Source organism: Bartonella sp. CL70QHWL, from assembly GCF_042194855.1.
Taxonomy (GTDB): domain Bacteria; phylum Pseudomonadota; class Alphaproteobacteria; order Rhizobiales; family Rhizobiaceae; genus Bartonella.
Map to the genome: position 1 here is coordinate 25,721 of NZ_JBHINJ010000001.1, position 18,300 is coordinate 44,020.

General features: G+C 36.7%; 12 protein-coding genes and 2 tRNA genes. 8 read left to right on the forward strand and 6 right to left on the reverse strand.

Going from position 1 to position 18,300, the window contains the following annotated elements:
* Positions 1 to 1,277: 1,277 nt before the first annotated feature.
* Complete coding sequence (gene rpmA, locus ACFIJZ_RS00080; RefSeq protein ID WP_100130483.1) at positions 1,278 to 1,547, reverse strand: 50S ribosomal protein L27; 270 nt, start codon at positions 1,545 to 1,547, stop codon at positions 1,278 to 1,280.
* Between the two features lie 12 nt (positions 1,548 to 1,559).
* The gene (gene rplU, locus ACFIJZ_RS00085; protein ID WP_273790289.1) at positions 1,560 to 2,039 is read right to left on the reverse strand and encodes a 50S ribosomal protein L21; all 480 of its coding nucleotides are present in this window, start codon (positions 2,037 to 2,039) and stop codon (positions 1,560 to 1,562) included.
* A gap of 285 nt (positions 2,040 to 2,324) precedes the next feature.
* Here rplU and ACFIJZ_RS00090 point away from each other — a divergent pair.
* Positions 2,325 to 2,414: transfer RNA gene (locus ACFIJZ_RS00090), tRNA-Ser, on the forward strand.
* Positions 2,415 to 2,732: 318 nt separating this feature from the next.
* Here ACFIJZ_RS00090 and pgi read toward each other — a convergent pair.
* From pgi to ACFIJZ_RS00105, 3 genes are all read right to left on the reverse strand, one after another.
* Positions 2,733 to 4,397: a glucose-6-phosphate isomerase gene (gene pgi, locus ACFIJZ_RS00095; protein WP_273790288.1), complete on the reverse strand. Its 1,665-nt coding sequence runs from the start codon at positions 4,395 to 4,397 to the stop codon at positions 2,733 to 2,735.
* 190 nt (positions 4,398 to 4,587) lie between these two features.
* A complete protein-coding gene (locus ACFIJZ_RS00100; RefSeq protein WP_273790287.1) occupies positions 4,588 to 7,722 on the reverse strand; it encodes an efflux RND transporter permease subunit in 3,135 nt (1,044 codons plus the stop codon).
* Positions 7,719 to 8,858 (reverse strand): efflux RND transporter periplasmic adaptor subunit, encoded by a 1,140-nt coding sequence (locus ACFIJZ_RS00105; RefSeq protein ID WP_375630490.1) that lies wholly within the window; start codon positions 8,856 to 8,858, stop codon positions 7,719 to 7,721. The genes ACFIJZ_RS00100 and ACFIJZ_RS00105 overlap by 4 nt, the downstream gene beginning before the upstream one ends.
* A 355-nt stretch (positions 8,859 to 9,213) precedes the next feature.
* Between ACFIJZ_RS00105 and ACFIJZ_RS00110 the strand changes: the two genes are divergently transcribed.
* The 4 genes from ACFIJZ_RS00110 to ACFIJZ_RS00125 all read left to right on the forward strand — a co-directional run bounded on the left by ACFIJZ_RS00110 (position 9,214) and on the right by ACFIJZ_RS00125 (position 14,321).
* Positions 9,214 to 9,290 (forward strand) — tRNA-Arg (locus ACFIJZ_RS00110).
* Between the two features lie 755 nt (positions 9,291 to 10,045).
* The gene (locus ACFIJZ_RS00115) at positions 10,046 to 11,719 is read left to right on the forward strand and encodes a formate--tetrahydrofolate ligase (protein ID WP_375630492.1); all 1,674 of its coding nucleotides are present in this window, start codon (positions 10,046 to 10,048) and stop codon (positions 11,717 to 11,719) included.
* A gap of 187 nt (positions 11,720 to 11,906) precedes the next feature.
* Positions 11,907 to 12,140, forward strand: a complete 234-nt coding sequence (rpsU, locus tag ACFIJZ_RS00120; protein WP_012754552.1) for a 30S ribosomal protein S21 — start codon at positions 11,907 to 11,909, stop codon at positions 12,138 to 12,140.
* 1,620 nt (positions 12,141 to 13,760) lie between these two features.
* The gene (locus ACFIJZ_RS00125) at positions 13,761 to 14,321 is read left to right on the forward strand and encodes an SH3 domain-containing protein (RefSeq protein ID WP_026500127.1); all 561 of its coding nucleotides are present in this window, start codon (positions 13,761 to 13,763) and stop codon (positions 14,319 to 14,321) included.
* 45 nt (positions 14,322 to 14,366) lie between these two features.
* Here the strand turns inward: ACFIJZ_RS00125 and irrA are convergent, their stop codons facing one another.
* Positions 14,367 to 14,879: an iron response transcriptional regulator IrrA gene (gene irrA / locus ACFIJZ_RS00130; protein WP_273790284.1), complete on the reverse strand. Its 513-nt coding sequence runs from the start codon at positions 14,877 to 14,879 to the stop codon at positions 14,367 to 14,369.
* 232 nt (positions 14,880 to 15,111) lie between these two features.
* Here irrA and fabA point away from each other — a divergent pair, with 232 nt between their 5' ends.
* From fabA to fabI, 3 genes are read left to right on the forward strand one after another with little or no spacing between them, the layout of a single operon-like run.
* Positions 15,112 to 15,621: a 3-hydroxyacyl-[acyl-carrier-protein] dehydratase FabA gene (gene fabA, locus ACFIJZ_RS00135; RefSeq protein ID WP_273722474.1), complete on the forward strand. Its 510-nt coding sequence runs from the start codon at positions 15,112 to 15,114 to the stop codon at positions 15,619 to 15,621.
* Positions 15,622 to 15,678: 57 nt separating this feature from the next.
* Positions 15,679 to 16,899, forward strand: a complete 1,221-nt coding sequence (gene fabB, locus ACFIJZ_RS00140; protein ID WP_375630494.1) for a beta-ketoacyl-ACP synthase I — start codon at positions 15,679 to 15,681, stop codon at positions 16,897 to 16,899.
* A 48-nt stretch (positions 16,900 to 16,947) separates the two neighbouring features.
* Positions 16,948 to 17,766: an enoyl-ACP reductase FabI gene (gene fabI / locus ACFIJZ_RS00145; RefSeq protein ID WP_273790282.1), complete on the forward strand. Its 819-nt coding sequence runs from the start codon at positions 16,948 to 16,950 to the stop codon at positions 17,764 to 17,766.
* The last annotated feature ends 534 nt before the right edge of the window (positions 17,767 to 18,300 follow it).

Below are 18,300 nucleotides of genomic sequence, written 5' to 3' on the forward strand. Positions count from 1 at the left end.
AGGTGCTTAAATACCTCAATATAACCGATAAAACAATTGGATATTATTATCTAGCGAAGTGCTTAAAACCATTATAAGCAAATCTGCCTCTTACTCTTTTACTTTACAAAGACAAAACCCCATTTTCTACAGAACCAATCACCTGAAAAACTATGTTTTCGAAACGCTCTCATTATCCTAAGTTATTCAACATAACTTTTCATTATTTTTCCTACAAGAAAGCATCCTTCCCAATCATCCGTAACTTCAGCTAATATTTTGATTGATTCCTCAAAGTTTATTTAACCTATTATCCCTCTTTATAAATTCATTACATAATTACAAATTGCTCCATGCAACTTATCATCTTTAAAATTCCGTGCTGCCCATCTTATGATATCAAACCCTCGATATATAATATTTATATATTTTAAGCTACACCTTTACTTCAATCAATATCGCAAATACACAATACCCTCTGTCGCACATTTGCAAAGTACGAACATCCCCCCAAGCACCATCATCAATTACTAAAATAAAGAAAAACTCTACAAATAAGATAAATAAAGTAAAAAATGAAACGCAATGATTGCCTTAACCCTAGCTCTTATGCTTATTTACTTTCAACAATAAACAATAATAGTGAAATCAGAAAAAATATTCTTGAAGGGCGCTGATTGCACGTTGGTTATTTTTATATCTTTAAACACCGTCCTCCTTAAAAATATAATTTCACTCTTGATTTACCGAAAATTCCTTAATGCACGTCACTTTCAAAGTAGTTTTGGCTGCCTTCTTATGGATTTTTTATCCCTATGTCTTTTTAAATGAATAGCCACACCTATCCACACTACCACCTAAAAACAGTATGACAACTCATCAATACCACAATGCCGATAAAAAGACCCATCTTTATCAAAATGATTACATAAAGAATGCTCTCATTAAATTTCTCATAATTTTCTGAAAACAAACTGCTTCTCTTATAAGAAATCACTCGACACTTCTTCATGCATAAAAAGAAAGTCTCTCTCACTATTATTATACAGAAATTTATCAACAAATTCTATCATAATATCAATATGTTCAGTACTAAATACTAACATAACATCGCACAAACTTTTTCCCTCATTGAGAAAAGCCATTTCCTCAATTCTACCTTTTTCGTATATCTTCTACATTTATTATAGTACCAACGCAAAAAGGGAAAGATAAGACTCTATCTTTCCCTTTTAATACTTATAAAACCACAACTATAATTCAATGAAATCCTGTTGATTGCTAGAGAGTGTTACAGATTACTCTGCTGCCTCCAGCATAGGAATGACTGAAACATAGGAACGATTACCCGCTTTGCGTTGAAAAGAAACCTTTCCATTTGATAATGCAAAAAGCGTGTGATCTTTTCCAATACCAACATTGTTACCAGGATGCCAACGTGTACCACGCTGGCGAATAATAATATTTCCGGCAATAACGGTTTCACCACCAAATTTTTTAACGCCTAGACGTTTCGATTCTGAATCACGACCATTACGCGAGGAACCACCAGCTTTTTTATGTGCCATAGACGCTCTCCTTTAATCTTTCTTACTCTTTGATGCTACAGACGCTTTTTTCTGCGGCGCAGTCTTTTTTTCAACCGTTTTTTTAGCCGTCTTCTCAACAGAAGCAGCAGCTTTTGTTTCTTGTGGTGTAGTTGCTTCTTCTTTTATCGGTTTTGCAGCAACTTTTTTAGGTTTTGAACCACCCATTAAAATTTCTAAAACACGAAGCCTCGTAAATTCTTGACGATGGCCACGCGTGCGTTTAGAATTTTGACGACGGCGCTTCTTAAATGCGATAACCTTGCGCCCACGTGCCTGTTCTAAAATCTCAGCTGTCACCAATGCATCAGCAACGACAGGGGTACCAATAACCGCATTACCTTCTTGCCCAACCATTAATATGTCATTGAATTCAACAACATCACCCGCATTTCCACTAACTTTTTCAACTTTTACCACTTGATTAGCAACAATGCGGTATTGCTTACCACCAGTTTTAATGACTGCGAACATTTTTTATCCTTCCGTTCACTCCAGCTCTTATTTAATTTCTGCCTTGAAATAAGGGAAAATAGGCTGCTTTTTATCAGTCGCAATAAATCTCAAAGAAGGATAAAACCTTCTTCAACACAAATATGCGCAGATTTCCCCACGCTTATATTTTGTATATATGAAGGAATTTCTATTCTCTGTCAATAAAGTCCCATAAAAAAGAAAAAAAGGTTGTACCAAAAACAATTGAAGGTTATCTACCCCTTATACACTCAAATAGTGCCGATTTTTGTTTCACTTTATTATGGAGAGATGGCTGAGTGGTTGAAAGCACCGCACTCGAAATGCGGCATAGGGGCAACTCTATCGGGGGTTCAAATCCCTCTCTCTCCGCCATTAATTTATAAAACGATATTATTAAAATGTCTTCAATCGTAGCTTGCCGGTTGTAGCTTGCCAGCGGGTTTTGTATAATTTTATTTTTTTCGAAGGATTTTAAGGGGGGCTCAAAGGGTCTTCAAAGATCTCTCAAAGGTCTTTATCGTTTTTGCGAATAAATTCTCCTTTTTACAATTTTTGCACTTTTTTGATTTTCTGTTACATAAATCTAGTTCAGATAATAAGAGAACGCATAGTAAAATTAAAGAATTATCTCATATTTCTCTCTCATTCTACTTTTGCTTAGTTAGTGCAAAACCTACTGTCAAATTATATTTATTTTGCACGTCTTGCTTGAATATGTGCTAGCAACCCTAATGTTGAACTATCGCGATTATCCGCTTTACTTTCTCCACGAAGAATTGGTAGTAACTCGTTTGCTAATTCTTTACCAAGTTCAACCCCCCATTGATCAAATGAATTAATATTCATTAAAATCCCTTCAACAAAAGTACGATGTTCATAAAGTGCAATAAGACGACCGAGTGCAAAAGGTGTTAATAAATCTTGAACCAACGTAATGCTGGGACGGTTTCCTTTAAAACTTCTATGAAGTGCTAAATGATCTGCCTCACCCTCACCAACTCCATTTTTTATCAAGATATGCCGAGCATCTTCAATACTACGCCCCTTCATCAATGCTTTTGATTGTGCTAAACCGTTTGCTAGCAACATCTCATACATAGAATGTAAATTTTTCTCATGCCCTTTTATAAATAAAATAAATTCTACAGGAATAATATCTGTTCCTTGATGCAGAAGCTGAAAAAAAGCATGTTGACTATTTGTTCCTGAATCCCCCCAAACAATTGGACCACTTGAAAAACTTAATGGTTTTCCATCCAGCGAGACTTGCTTACCATTTGATTCCATATCAAGCTGTTGTAAATAAGCTGGAAAATGTATTAAACGCTGTGCATAAGGAATGATCGAACGTGATGAATAACCACAAATAACACGATGCCAAAATCCTAAAAGAGCAAAACGAATAGGAATATTTTTATGCAAAGGCATAGTTTTAAAATGTTGGTCCATTTGCAAAGCACCGTTGAGAAATTTGCGAAAATTTCCACCACCTATTGCAAACATAACAACAAGTCCAATGGCTGACCAAATTGAATAACGTCCTCCAACCCAATTCCAAAATTTAAAAACGCTTGTGGAATCTATGCCAAATTCTGCCACTTTATCAAGCGCACTTGAAACAGCAACAAAATGCGTACAAACGGCTTTTTCTCCTAAATGTGAACAAATCCACTGACGTGCAACTTGAGCATTTACCATTGTTTCAGCCGTTGTAAAAGTTTTAGAAGCAATGACAAACAGCGTTGTTGCTGGATTCAAAATAGAGAGAGTATCAGAAATATGGGCACTGTCAGCATTCGAAACAAAATGACACTGTGGACCATCATGATAAGGTTTTAAAGCGTATGTGACCATTGCAGGACCAAGATCAGAACCACCAATACCAATATTGACAATATCACTTATTCTCTCGCCACTGCTTCCCTTATAGCTTCCATCACGCACCTTTTCAGAAAATCTTTCCATATCTTCAAGGACGTCTTGAATATCGCGAATAAGATTATGACCATCCAACATGAAAATTTCATCAGCAGGTAAACGTAATGCAATATGAAGAACTGAGCGTTTTTCAGTTGTATTAATCGCCTTACCAGAAAACATTGCATCACGCCGGCCTAACACATCTGCTGCGACCGCTAAATCATCTAGAAGTTGCAATGTTTTAAATGTCACACCACATTTTGAAAAATCGAAAAGAAGATCATCAAGTCTGAGGGAAAAATGGGAAAAACGCTGTTCATCTTCTACAAAATGCCGACGAATATCATAGACCCCATCCTTTGCGGCATGGTTTCTTAAAGCTTTTAATGTGGCTTCAAAAGCCATTTCATTTCGAATCGAAAAGCTATCTCCCATAAGCTTATCCTATACGGTTATTGATAATGAAATCTATGCCCAAACAATAACAAAGCAGAAAGCATCTCTTTTATTGCTCGCTATTTTCACTGCTCACATAAAAATGAAGGAATATACAAAATATAAAGGATAAGATCCGAAAATGATATTTTTACAAGAATAAATTTTCAAATCTTTTCTATCATATACATCATTTAACTTGATTGAGTTCTTTTGTTAAACGTAAATCTTCTTCTGCTTTTGGTCTTATAAAACGCCCTAAAAAAAGATAAACAACCGGTGTAACATAAAGCGTAAAAATAGTTGCTAAACCTAAGCCACCAACGATAACCCAACCTAAAGCTATACGAGCTTCTGCGCCAGCACCTTTGGCTAAAACCAAAGGAATACCTCCTAAAATGGCACAAATCATTGTCATACAAACTGGACGAAGGCGAATGTTTGCTGCTTCTTCTACGGCTTCACGCACGCTTCTTCCCTGATCACGTAATTGATCTGCAAATTCAACAATGAGAATACCATTTTTTGCCATAACACCAATTAACAAAATTAATCCAATTTGGCTGTAAATATTAAGACTCACACCACTTAATAGCATAGCAATTACAGCACAACCAATCCCTAATGGGACAGTGGCCATGATAATGAATCCTGAAATAAAGCTTTCAAACTGAGCAGCCAAAATCAATAAAATAATCAAAAAGGCAATGCCAAAAACAATCATAAAATTGGAAGATGTTTCATTAAGCGTTTCGGCTTCCCCTAAGGGAACCAAATAGGTTCCTTTTGATAACAAAGGAGAAGCAATTTTCTGTACAGTTTGGTAAGCTTCCCCTAAAGCGATATCTGGAGCAAGATTTGCGCTTAAAACAACAGCATTCATGCGTTTTTCCCGTTTTAATTGAGGAGCAATAGCTTTTTCATGTAAACGCGCAATAACAGATAAAGGAACATATCGATTGTCTTTGGTTTTTAAAAAAATATTTTCTAAATCGCTAGGACTCTTCATAGAATTTGTACGCGATATCAATTTAACATCGTAAGAATGATCATCCACGTTAATGGAACCAATCTTTTTACCATCCAACATTGTTTGTAATGTATCGCCCAAATTGGCGATATCAATCCCTAAATCGGAGGCTTTTTTTCGATTGATTTCAATAAAAAATTGCGGTTGTGTTGCATCAACAGTAAGGCGTGGGCGAATAAAACGCGGATCATCTTGTAAAGCACTCACCAGCTTATCAGCAATGGGTTGTAATGTTGCATAATCATTGCCAAGAATTGCAAATTGCAACCCTTGCCCAGTTCCTCTCACACCCAAAGAATTTCCCTGCGCAGCAAATACAAAAACTGCGGGAAACTGTTTAACCTTTGCATTAATATCTTTCACGATTTCTTGCTGACTACGTAAACGTTTATCCCAAGATGAAAGCAATAAAATCAAAAAAGCAGTATTGGGTGAACCGCCAGCACCCGCGATAGAGTAACTGTTAGCAATCTCCCCTGCATCACGTAATGGCTGTAGACTTGCTTCAATTTGCTCTATTTGCTCGTTCAAATATTGTGTTGAAATACCTTGTGGTCCATTAATAACCAAAAAGATCACAGCTCTGTCTTCTGCTGGCGTTAATTCCTGTTGTAGCTTCGTATAGCCTCCAACACAAAGACCCCCAAAAATAAGTGAAGCAAAAACAACAGCCCAAGGCTTTTCTAAACACTTATGCAAACTGTAAGTATATGCCTTATGAAAAAAAGTACCTAATTTATATAAAAAAGCAAAATGATGGGACTCTTCCTCTTTATCCTCAATATGTTCTTTGAGAAAACGTGAAGCCAACATGGGACAAAGCGTTAAGGCAACAACTGAAGAAAGCAAAATAGAAATTGCCAAAACAAAACCGAATTCTCTAAAAAGCCCTCCAACTTGCCCAGGAAGAAAGGAAATAGGAACAAACACAGCCACTAATGTCAGTGTTGTTGCTAAAACAGCAAAAAATACTTCACGTGTTCCTATCACCGCTGCTGCTCTGGAACCTAATCCCATGTTGCGCCACCGAACAATATTCTCAAGAACAACAATGGCATCATCCACAACAAGCCCTGTTGCTAAAACAAGTCCTAAAAATGTGAGAATATTCAATGAAAACCCTACAAGATAAATAGCCGCAATGGTACCAATCAAAGCGACAGGAAGAGATACAGCAGGTATCAGCGTTACACGAATGTCTCTGAGAAAAAGAAAAATGACCAAGATAACGCTCAAAATAGCAATGACCAACGCAACTTCAACCTCATGAAGAGCGCTTTTAATAAAAATTGCATCGTCATTAATAACGTCTATATGTACAGAAGAAGGAACAATACTTTTGAGATTATCAACAACGGCTCTCACACCTTCAGAAATATTAAGAGTGTTGGATTGTGCTTTACGCACGATACCTAATCCAATACCTGTCTTTCCATTGATACGAAGAATAACTGTTTCTATATCCGGCGATAAAGTAACATGCGCAACATCACCAAGATGCACATGAGGCTTTAAAACAACTTGTTCAAAAGATTCTGGTGTTGTTAAACGTGCAGTAGCACGTACAACTAAAGTTTGCTTAGAATTGCGTAATGACCCTACTGGCACATCTGTTGTCATATCAGCAAGAACACGTGAAATATCTGCTACAGTTAATCCATAACTTGCAAGTTTTGCTTGATCTATATCAATCTGAAAAATCTTTGTGCGAGCACTATCGACCTGTACATCACCAACACCATCAACAGCAGAAATTGCATCAACAATCTGATCGTTTACAATCGTGGTTAAATCATCAACACTCATTGTTGGTGACGTCACAACCAAATACATCATGGCAGCTGCATTCGAATCTGCTTTAATAATCAAAGGCGAATCCGCATCTTTCGGTAAAGAATAGGTAATACGGGAGAGAGCATCACGAATATCAGATGCCGCAACATTCAAATCAACACCAACATTAAAATTAATCTGTACACGGGAGCGCCCAAAAGAAGACGTTGAAGAAATCGTCTTAACACCTGAAACACGAGAAACGGCATCTTCTATAACTTTTGTAACTTCACGATCAATTGTTTCTGCCGACGCACCAGAAAACACCGTCACAACCGTCGTTACGGGAGTATCAACATCGGGTAATTCTCTTACATCAACATTTAACCATGCTGCAAATCCTGCAATGATGATCATAGCATTTAAAACAAAAGTAAAAACCGGTCTGCGAATAAATAAGGTAATGAGACCACCTTGCTCCACCTTTGACGTAGGCTGTTTTGTGCTCAATTCTTGGCTCATTGTATATCCGTTCCGTAAACTGCTGGTAATTGCTGTTGATGAGACTTTGGATCATCAATCGTTACTTTACTTCCTGGATAAAGCATTTGCACCCCTTGAATGACAACTTGATCACCATTTTCTAGGGGTGCTTTTACGAAAACTTGATCTGCTTTATGCTGAATAATTGATACGGGTATAGCCTCTACTTTCCCTTCTCTCACACGCCAAACGAATGACCCTTTACTATTCCATTGAACTGCAAGAGGATTAACGACAGGAAAAGAACCACCATGAAATTGCAAGGCAACAGAAAAGGACATACCAGACATGAGCGTATCTTTTTCATTATTGATTTCAACCTGAACATGAAGTGTGCGACTTTCTGGATCAACGATATTATCAATCGCATAAATATGACCAACAAAAGACATATCTGGCTGCGCGACTAACGTTGCCGTTACCTCATCTCCTTTATGGATGCGCGACACATATCGTTCAGGGGCCCATATATCGACCAAAATACGTTCTCTATTCTCAATACGGCCTATTACAGTATTAAGGGTCACGTTATTCCCCGCATCAACGGGCAAAATACCAACAACTCCAGGAATCGGTGCTCGAATTGTTCGCCGATCGAGATCTAATTCAGCATTACGCAAAACTAAATTTGCGTTATCCAACTCTAAGCGTGCCATAATTTCTTGAACTTCCGTTGCTGTATTGCTGGCGCGTAATTTAAGAATGCGCGAAAGCGTTAACGCATTGTTATCACGTTGCACTTTTGCTTTTGCAGCCGCTATTTCTTCTTTTTTAGAATCAAGCTTTGCAATCACATCATCGGCTTGTACTTTTGTACCTGCTGATACAAAAAGCTTATCAATAACACCTGAGGATAAAGGGGTAAGCTCAACTTCTGCAAGAGCTTTTCCACTCCCTAAAACGTTAAGTTGTTCATAAAAATCTTGAATTTTTACAAGATCAACGACAACATTTACCGGTGGCCTTCCCATTTTTCCATTTGAAGTTTTATCTGATACTTTTGTTTTATCCACCATAGAAATGGGTTGTTCTGCACTCTTTTTTCCAGCCCAATAAGTAACCGTTAAAACAACGATTAAAAACACTAATGGAAAGCTCTTTTTTAATAACGCCATACATCCGCCCTTGCTGTGTCATGTTTATCTGAAATAGTTTTCAACAGTAATATCGGCGTTTTACACAAAAACCCAACAGCGGGTGTGTGTGTCTTACCCCCACCGCAAAAAACAGATCTCATCTCTGCTTGATTATCTTTCATCTATAAAAACGTCAAGTTAACTATCGTTCATATTGCTTTGTATGGTCACAACAAAAAAATGTTCATATCAAAACCAACTGAAGCCATAATATTTTTAAAATATCTCATAAAAAAGAGAGATTTTTTTATTACTATCCAAGTTTCACTTGCATTTCTTTAATGAAACGATTAGGAACCCTTTGTCTTAGACAATGTAAAAAATTGAAATATATGCACCCGTAGCTCAGCTGGATAGAGCACCAGACTACGAATCTGGGGGTCAGGAGTTCGAATCTCTTCGGGTGCGCCATCTATCAATATCTTACTTATAAAGTCAGACTTTTTAAATTCTTTATTTTGTGATTTGTTTTTATCTATCTTTGTATTTTGTTATTTCATTCTGTTGTGAGTCGTTTCTTTAGCCATTTTGCTAGAATAAGATGTTATGAGTCCTTCAATTCAGCCCTAAGGGCTTTTATTAGCTAATAATCGTAGCGATTGCATGAGTAGCGTGTGTTGTTATTTTCTTTTTTCAATCTATGCGCTTGTTTTTGGTCTCTTCCGGATTATACTCTCTAATCAGTTAGGTAATTTTTTACGTGCTTATTTCTAACTGTTCCATAACTGGATGTTGCTGGATATTTTATTCCTAGCAGTCCCATCTTAAGAGGGACTTCAAATGTGCCGCCATAAATTCCGGGTTACCACCATGTAAAACTTTTTCAGTGTGTTATTGGAAAGAATAAATAAACTACTTCTCAAACGTACCACTATAAAACACTTATGGTATCTATTAATATCATCAGCATTTTGTTGCAAACCACAGCTTCTTTTTACAATATTTTTAATTGAATTAAACGTATTTTTACTGCTTAAAAGCAAAGTGATTCTTTTTCCTAAAAAACAATAAAACTCTTCTTGTGCTTCTTTAGCATTATCTCTTGCATGGCATATCATCGACTTCTATGATATCTTAATATTTTCTGTTCTCTATGAATTTTTCTAATTAACCTATGGGGTACAGATCTCGAATATTAATAAAAGATAAGTTTAAAGAATTTTTCCATGCCTAAAACTGATATTGAAATTGCTTGCACTGCTAAAAAGCAACATATTGTTGAAATTGCACAAAAAATTGGTATCTCACATGAAAATCTCATTCCCTATGGCCATGATAAAGCTAAAATTTCTTCTGAATACATAAAATCGCTTAATAAAAATCCAGACGGTAAACTTATCCTTGTCACAGCTATCAATCCCACACCTGCCGGAGAAGGCAAAACAACAACAACAGTTGGACTAAGTGATGCTCTTAATCTTATTGGTAAAAAAACAATAGCTACCTTGAGAGAACCGTCTTTAGGTCCCTGTTTTGGTGTAAAAGGTGGTGCTGCTGGTGGTGGTTATGCGCAAGTCATTCCAATGGATGACCTTAATTTACATTTTACCGGTGATTTTCATGCTATTACAGCTGCTCATAATCTTCTTGCCGCAATGATAGATAATCATCTTTATTGGGGAAATACTCTAAACATTGATCCACGTCGCATTGTTTGGAAACGCGTTCTTGATATGAATGACCGTGCATTGCGCGATATTGTCATTTCATTGGGGGGCATAACAAATGGTTTTCCACGTCAAGCAGGTTTTGATATTACTGTTGCATCAGAAATTATGGCGCTTCTTTGTCTCTCTGAAAATTTAGAAAACCTTACACAAAGACTCAAAAAAATTATTGTTGCTTATCGTTATGATAAAACGCCCATCACCGTTGCTGATCTCAATGCGGAAGGTGCAATGGCAGTTCTTCTCAAAGATGCTATACAACCCAATCTCGTACAGACAATTGAAAATAATCCTGTTCTCGTTCATGGAGGACCTTTTGCTAACATTGCTCATGGTTGCAATTCAGTTATAGCAACAAAAACTGCTTTAAAACTTGCTGATTATGTTGTCACAGAAGCAGGGTTTGGAGCAGATCTTGGAGCAGAAAAGTTCTTCAATATCAAATGTAGGCAAGCAGGTATTGTACCAAATGCTACAGTGATCGTCGCAACTATTCGTGCATTAAAAATGAACGGTGGTCTGGATAAAAATAACCTGACAGAAGAAAATATTACCGCTTTAGAAAAAGGAGCTGCCAATCTTTTACGACACATAAAAAATATGAAGCACTACGGTATTCCTTGTGTTGTGGCTATCAATCATTTTGACAGCGATAGCGATGCTGAAATAAAAACATTACAAAAAATAGTTGCAACAACTGGACACAAAGCTATTATCTGTAAGCATTGGGAACAAGGTGGAAAAGGCGCTATAGAACTTGCACAAGAACTCGTTACCTTGATTGAAAAGCACGATTCTGATTTTAAAGTTCTCTATCAAGATGATATTCCACTCGTTCAAAAAATTAATTGTATTATAACAAAGCTATACGGTGGACGTGGCGCCATCATCTCAGCCCCTATTCTCAAACAACTTGAATCTTGGGAAAAAGAGGGGTTTGGCGTCTACCCTATTTGTATGGCAAAAACACCTTATTCTTTTTCTTCTGATCCCAAGCAATACGGCGCTCCTGTTGATTTTGAAATTCCCATACGAGAAGTTCGTCTCTGTGCGGGAGCCGGTTTTATTGTTGTCATTTGTGGAGATGTTATGACCATGCCGGGACTACCCCATTATCCCGCGGCTGAAAAAATTCATCTTGACGAAAATGATCAAATACAAGGACTTTCATAAATTTATAACCGTAAATTCTATCATTCATTATAAAAAGCGTTTTATTGTAAAAAAAATAGAATTTTAAAAAGCGATATAGACAAATGTCTTATTTATATGATATAAGTGCTTGTCCTTTTGGATATGCCTTTAAAAGGACGTAGGTTTTTTCCTATCATTTATGACACTGAAAAAAGCAGGATAGATAGTGCAAGTACTCGTTCGTGATAATAATGTTGACCAAGCGCTCCGTGCGTTGAAAAAAAAGATGCAGCGTGAAGGTATCTTCCGTGAAATGAAAATGCGTAGTTATTATGAGAAGCCATCTGAGAAGCGTGCTCGTGAAAAAGCTGAAGCTATTCGTCGTACACGTAAGCTTGCTCGTAAGCGTGCACAAAGAGAAGGTTTTGTTAGTAACGGACGAACTGTTGCGGTAAAGTAATATACTTTATGATATTATATAGCTGCATAACCAATAGGTAATAAGCTACTAGAAAATTTTTCTTCATAGGCGATTGCAATAAATTGCTTGTGTGTAGGTTTTTGTGTACAATGTTATCTAATATGTTAGTTATTTGAAAATAATAAGATTTCTATCATAAAGGTGGTTTTTATTTCACTCTTATATTTTAAAAATAGATAACAAACTACACTTTAGATATTTAAGCGACTTTTTCCTATGTGAATTGAGTGTGAGGTGTTTTATTATCACTTTTCACTATAATTTTCTCCTTCTGGATATCTCTTACATCACTGCTTCTTATGTACAAATTTCATGATGAACTTCTTTTTTGTCATTAAATATTCTACATCTTTCGATCATCCTAGGTCTGATTACAAAACAAAAATAACTATCGCAATATGCGATTGTGTGTAAAATATAATATCAAATTCATAATCCTCTTTCCCTTCAGTTATGTAACGAAACGATATAATTCCATAACTTTTTATATCTCTTGATTCTGTCTCTCTAAAGGATGACGAATTTCAACCACTGAACTATAAATTCTTTTTTCTTGATAAATTTCTTCTATTCATCACTTATGTAATTACCCTCATAATTGTATCGAATAAGCCCTTCTATTTCTTTCAACTTTCTTCTATACTGAGTTAGAGAAAAAGAAATTTGACAATAAACAGAGAAAACACTGTATTTTAATATGGATGAATGTGCCTTTTATTACCATTGTTGATGGAAATATTTTTACAATTTAAATAACGAGTTAAAGTTTTTAACGCAGTGATTTGTTATTATAAGTAATTGTTTTTCATATTAATTAATAATTCTGAATAACGTAAAGTTTCTCAATGCCTTCTCATATTGAATCAATCAAGATTATCTTCTTGTACATCATAAGCGGAATCCGTATGCAAATAGAATAAAAGCTATTTAAGAAAAAACAAAAATGCTTCTTATGAACACCATAAATAATAGGAACTGCATAACATTGAAAGCTGGTAAATAGAACGATGAAGCCCGCTTATCTACCATACGGATAAGCATTATCATGGCATAAGATTAGAGTGTAGCAAATTTTATAAATGGAATTATCACGAAAAAGTGTCCTGTTAAAATTAGCCCTTCATATATCAATCTACTCTATAATGTAGCTCATATTTTTACGCTTAAATGTTTTATTTATCGTATTATTTTGTTCATTCAAAACTTCTTTTCAAGCCACACAATAATCCCTTTCTGAACAGCTCTTTGTTCATAGTATGCATACATGCACTTTTACTTCGAGAAACAAACTCAGAAAAGAGATGCAATACTTTAGCCCTAATTTCCTGTACAAAAACTGCTAAGGCTCCAGTAATACTTTACTGTTTTATCACGCGTACAGCTACATAAAAATCCAATGTTTATTTATATCTATCCCCTCATAAAAAAGATACGCACTAAGAAATATAAGCTTTTGTTTTCCTTATTTTGATATTTTTGTAGCAATTTTCTCATCGTTTAGATCTCTTTAACGAGCAGTGTGTCATACTTTTTATCAGTTTCCAGTCTTATCTTTCAGATTTTAAATTTCCAATATATGATGAAATAAAGGAGTTCGGTGTGCAAAATTCTCGTTGGTTTCGCGTTTCAATACTCGCATCATGTATCTTAATAGCAACAGTCATTGTATTAGGTTCACCTCATTTGTTGCATGCACAAACATTTAATCAAAATTTAGGGCCCAGTGGTTTACCACTTCCGCGATTTGCTTCGATTAAACCCACCAGCGTTAATGTACGCGTCGGACCAGGAAGCAACTATTCTATCATTTTTACCTACAAAAAGAAGGGATTACCTATTGAAATCATTCAAGAATATGATCAATGGCGCAAAATTCGTGATGCCGAAGGCGATGAGGGATGGGTGTATCAATCACTTTTATCGGGAAAGCGAACTGCTATAACTATTCCATGGCAAAAAGATAAAACTAAAAGACTGATGCTACGAAAAAACCCCACCGACAACGCAGAACTTGTGGCAGAAGTAGAACCTAATGTCATTGGTAATATCCGCCAATGTGATGGACAATGGTGCGAACTAAATATTAATAATACGCGCGGATGGCTTCAACAACCACAGTTATGGGGAATCTATCCTGATGAAAAAGTAAAAGGCTGGTGAATACTCAAACTCAATAAGTTTAATTTTATTCCTTATTGAATATCCTCACTGCCTATCACAAGATCGATTTTTTGGTTTCAATCGCACGATTAAATCAACATGTGAAATTTCCATACCTTCTGGTGGCTTAGGCAAATTTCTAATAATGGGAGATTCTTCCAAATTGTAAGGAATATCAAGAATACGATTTTCACCTTCTATATAAAAATGGTAGTGATCAGAGGTATTGGTATCAAACCAAGTTTTTGAGCCCTCTACGGCAATAATCCGTAATAATCCCGCTTCCGTAAATTGATGAAGCGTATTATAAACCGTTGCTAAAGATACAGGTACACCTGCCCTCACCGCTTCCTCATAGAGCTCTTCAGCAGTAATATGACGATTTCCTTGAGAAAAAATCATATGTGCAAGTTCCAACCGCTGACGTGTTGGACGCAGACCATTTTGACGCAAACGTTTTTCTAACATAGAAATGGAATAATATTGCACCATTTTTCCACACTCTTTTGTGCACTGTTGCTCTTCATTCATATCTAAATTGTCTGCACTCACTGACATATTACAAACCCAAATACATTCCTGCTAAATAAGATCAAAATACAAAAAAATGGGAATAGTATGGTGTAATCTTGTATTCCATTTTTAAATAATTACCTATGTAGAATACATAAAAAAAGGCTTTTGTCATTAAAAATGATATAAAATCATTTCCCTCTCTTTAAAATTTGCTCTAAAAGTAGATTGGGAAAAGCGCAGAAATTAAAGATATATGCAAATAAATGGAGTAACAATGGCTGAACAAAAGTCTCGCTACACATATGAAGAGCTTCTAAGCTGCGCTCGCGGCGAAATGTTTGGTAGAGGTAATGCGCAATTGCCAGCACCGCCAATGTTGATGATTCATCGAATCACTCAAATTAGTGAAACTGATGGTAAATACGATAAAGGAATGGTTCGCGCCGAATTTGACATTACACCAGACATGTGGTTCTTTAATTGTCACTTTATAGGCGATCCCGTCATGCCAGGATGTCTCGGACTGGATGGTATGTGGCAATTAACAGGTTTTTTTCTTGGTTGGCTAGGCGAACCAGGAAAAGGAAGAGCAATATCAACAGGTGAAGTAAAGTTATCAGGGATGGTAACTCCACAAACCAAAATTCTTGAATATGAAATAGATTTTAAGCGTATTCGACGTGGAAATTTAGTCTTAGGAATAGCTGATGGGTGGCTAAAAGCAGATGGAGAGACTATTTATAAGGCGAATGATTTACGCGTTGCTTTATTCAAAGAAGATTGAACGTTATTTCCGTCAGAAAGAACTTTTCACTATTCTGTATGGAACGAGGAGGTATGAATGCGTCGAGTTGTTGTAACCGGAATGGGAATTGTCTCCGCGATTGGAAATAACCCTAGAGATGTTTTAACCAGTTTACGTGAAGCAAAATCCGGAATTTCTTACGCACCTCAATATGCCGAATTAGGCTTTCGTAGCAGAGTTTATGGCAAACCCGATATTAATATAGAAGAACTCGTAGATCGACGTGCTCTACGTTTTCATGGGCGTGGAACAGCATGGAATCACATCGCCATGGATCAGGCGATTGCTGATGCGGGTCTAGAACCGCATGAAGTATCGAACGAACACACGGGTATTATTATGGGTTCTGGAGGTGCTTCAACACATTCAATCGTAGAAGCTGCTGACATTACACGCCAAAAAGGCCCAAAACGTGTTGGACCTTTTGTTGTCCCTAAAGCGATGAGTTCTACAGCATCTGCAACATTAGCAACTTTCTTTAAAATAAAGGGAATCAATTATTCAATCTCTTCAGCTTGTGCTACCTCCAATCATTGTATTGGTAATGCTTACGAAATGATTCAATATGGTAAACAAAAGCGCATCTTTGCCGGTGGCTGCGAAGATTTGGATTGGACACTATCTGTTTTATTCGATGCCATGGGCGCTATGTCCAGCAGATATAATGACATTCCTCACAAAGCTTCACGTGCTTATGATGTTAATCGTGATGGTTTTGTCATTGCTGGAGGGGCTGGCGTTTTAGTCCTTGAAGATTTAGAACTTGCTAAAGCACGTGGTGCAAAAATCTACGGAGAAATCGTTGGATACGGTGCGACATCCGATGGACATGATATGGTTGCCCCATCAGGAGAGGGAGCGGAGCGGTGCATGCGCATGGCTCTTGCAACAGTCAATAATAAAATTGATTATATCAATCCCCATGCGACAGCAACTCCTGTTGGTGATCCTCCTGAGATAGAAGCTATCCGTCGTGTCTTTGGAGCAGGTGATCAATGCCCCCCCATTTCTGCTACCAAGTCTCTAACAGGACATTCCTTGGGAGCAGCAGGTGTTCACGAAGCAATCTATACATTGTTAATGATGAATCATAATTTTATTTGTGAAAGTGCCCATATTGAAGAACTTGATCCAGCTTTTGCTGATATGCCAATCGTTCGTGAACGACGTGATCATCAACAACTGAATACCGTATTGTCGAATACTTTTGGCTTTGGCGGTACCAATGCAACGCTTGTTTTCCAACGTTATGTATAAACAAAAGCTCTTAGTAATTGAAAAAAGTACGGTCTTACGGAGAATAATATGAAAGGTTTGATGGAGGGCAAACGCGGCCTTATTATGGGAATTGCGAATGACCATTCAATTGCTTGGGGCATTGCCTGTCAGCTCGCACAAGCAGGAGCGGAATTAGCGTTGACTTATCAAGGAAATGCTTTTGGAAAACGTGTTCATCCCCTAGCAGATAAACTTGGGTGCAAATTAGTGCTAGAGTGTGACGTTGAAAAAAGTGAAAATATTGATTACGTCTTTGAGCAACTTGAAAAAGAATGGAAAACAATTGATTTTATTGTCCATGCCATTGGTTTTTCAGATAAAACTCAGCTAAAAGGGCGTTACGTTGATGTTACAACACGTGAAAACTTTCAACGCACGATGGTTATTTCAGCTTATTCCTTTACTGAAATTGCCCAGCGCGCGGGTAAGCTTATGCCCAATGGAGGAACACTTTTAACTCTTACCTACGGTGCTTCACAGCAAGTTGTGCCTAATTATAACATCATGGGTGTTGCTAAAGCAGCTTTAGAAGCTATGGTACGTTATTTAGCAGCGGACTTTGGTCCTCAAAATATCCGTGTCAATGCGATTTCCGCTGGTCCTGTTAGAACTTTAGCAGGTAATGGTATTGCAGCTGCGCGGGCAATATTTTCACATCAACGCCGTAATGCCCCATTACGGCGTACCGTAAATATTCATGAAATTGGAAAATCTGCTCTTTATCTACTCTCTGACTTATCATCAGGTGTTACAGGTGAAATCCATTATGTTGATTCAGGCTATAACATCATGTCTATGCCAATACTTGAAGAACTGAAAAAAAGTGACGATTCCCAAGAAGAATAAAATTTATTTCATTGCACTAAAAAAGAAAATAAATCATGTCCATAGTGCTTTAATCGGGTATTGAGTACTTTCTCAGCTATATAATAGTGTATTGACTTATAATAATATGACGTAAGGCATATGTGCAAATGTTTGTAAGAATAAGTCAATACAAAACCAGATGTACGATGCCTTGTTTCGCAAAATATTTTATAAAAAGCCGGAGTATTTCTTCAATCCATGGTTGATAAAGTGTGTATTTTATGACGTTATTTACCTTACTAAAGCATACGCTTTTGTCGTTGCTTAAAATCAATATCCAGCCCTTATGCTACCGTAGTTTGAAACAGAGATTAGAGAATTATTAAAATCCTTAGTTTCAGCTTTTGTGTAGCAAATTGAAAAAAATATTCCTACCGTTTGATTTATTCTTGAAACGCAAATACAATCTAATTTAGGACGAATATGAAGGCGTAAAGAAATCAATCATTAATCTTACTATTATTCTTTAATGAGGCTTTACGATTTTAAAAGCATGTACATCAATGTTTTTTT

What these genes read in the sequence shown, in the direction of transcription:
- rpmA (WP_100130483.1), bottom strand. Translation starts at nt 1,547, where the DNA reads ATGGCACATAAAAAAGCTGGTGGTTCCTCGCGTAATGGTCGTGATTCA.
- rplU (WP_273790289.1), bottom strand. Translation starts at nt 2,039, where the DNA reads ATGTTCGCAGTCATTAAAACTGGTGGTAAGCAATACCGCATTGTTGCT.
- pgi (WP_273790288.1), bottom strand. Translation starts at nt 4,397, where the DNA reads ATGGGAGATAGCTTTTCGATTCGAAATGAAATGGCTTTTGAAGCCACA.
- ACFIJZ_RS00100 (WP_273790287.1), bottom strand. Translation starts at nt 7,722, where the DNA reads ATGAGCCAAGAATTGAGCACAAAACAGCCTACGTCAAAGGTGGAGCAA.
- ACFIJZ_RS00105 (WP_375630490.1), bottom strand. Translation starts at nt 8,858, where the DNA reads ATGGCGTTATTAAAAAAGAGCTTTCCATTAGTGTTTTTAATCGTTGTT.
- ACFIJZ_RS00115 (WP_375630492.1), top strand. Translation starts at nt 10,046, where the DNA reads ATGCCTAAAACTGATATTGAAATTGCTTGCACTGCTAAAAAGCAACAT.
- irrA (WP_273790284.1), bottom strand. Translation starts at nt 14,879, where the DNA reads ATGTCAGTGAGTGCAGACAATTTAGATATGAATGAAGAGCAACAGTGC.
- fabA (WP_273722474.1), top strand. Translation starts at nt 15,112, where the DNA reads ATGGCTGAACAAAAGTCTCGCTACACATATGAAGAGCTTCTAAGCTGC.
- fabB (WP_375630494.1), top strand. Translation starts at nt 15,679, where the DNA reads ATGCGTCGAGTTGTTGTAACCGGAATGGGAATTGTCTCCGCGATTGGA.
- fabI (WP_273790282.1), top strand. Translation starts at nt 16,948, where the DNA reads ATGAAAGGTTTGATGGAGGGCAAACGCGGCCTTATTATGGGAATTGCG.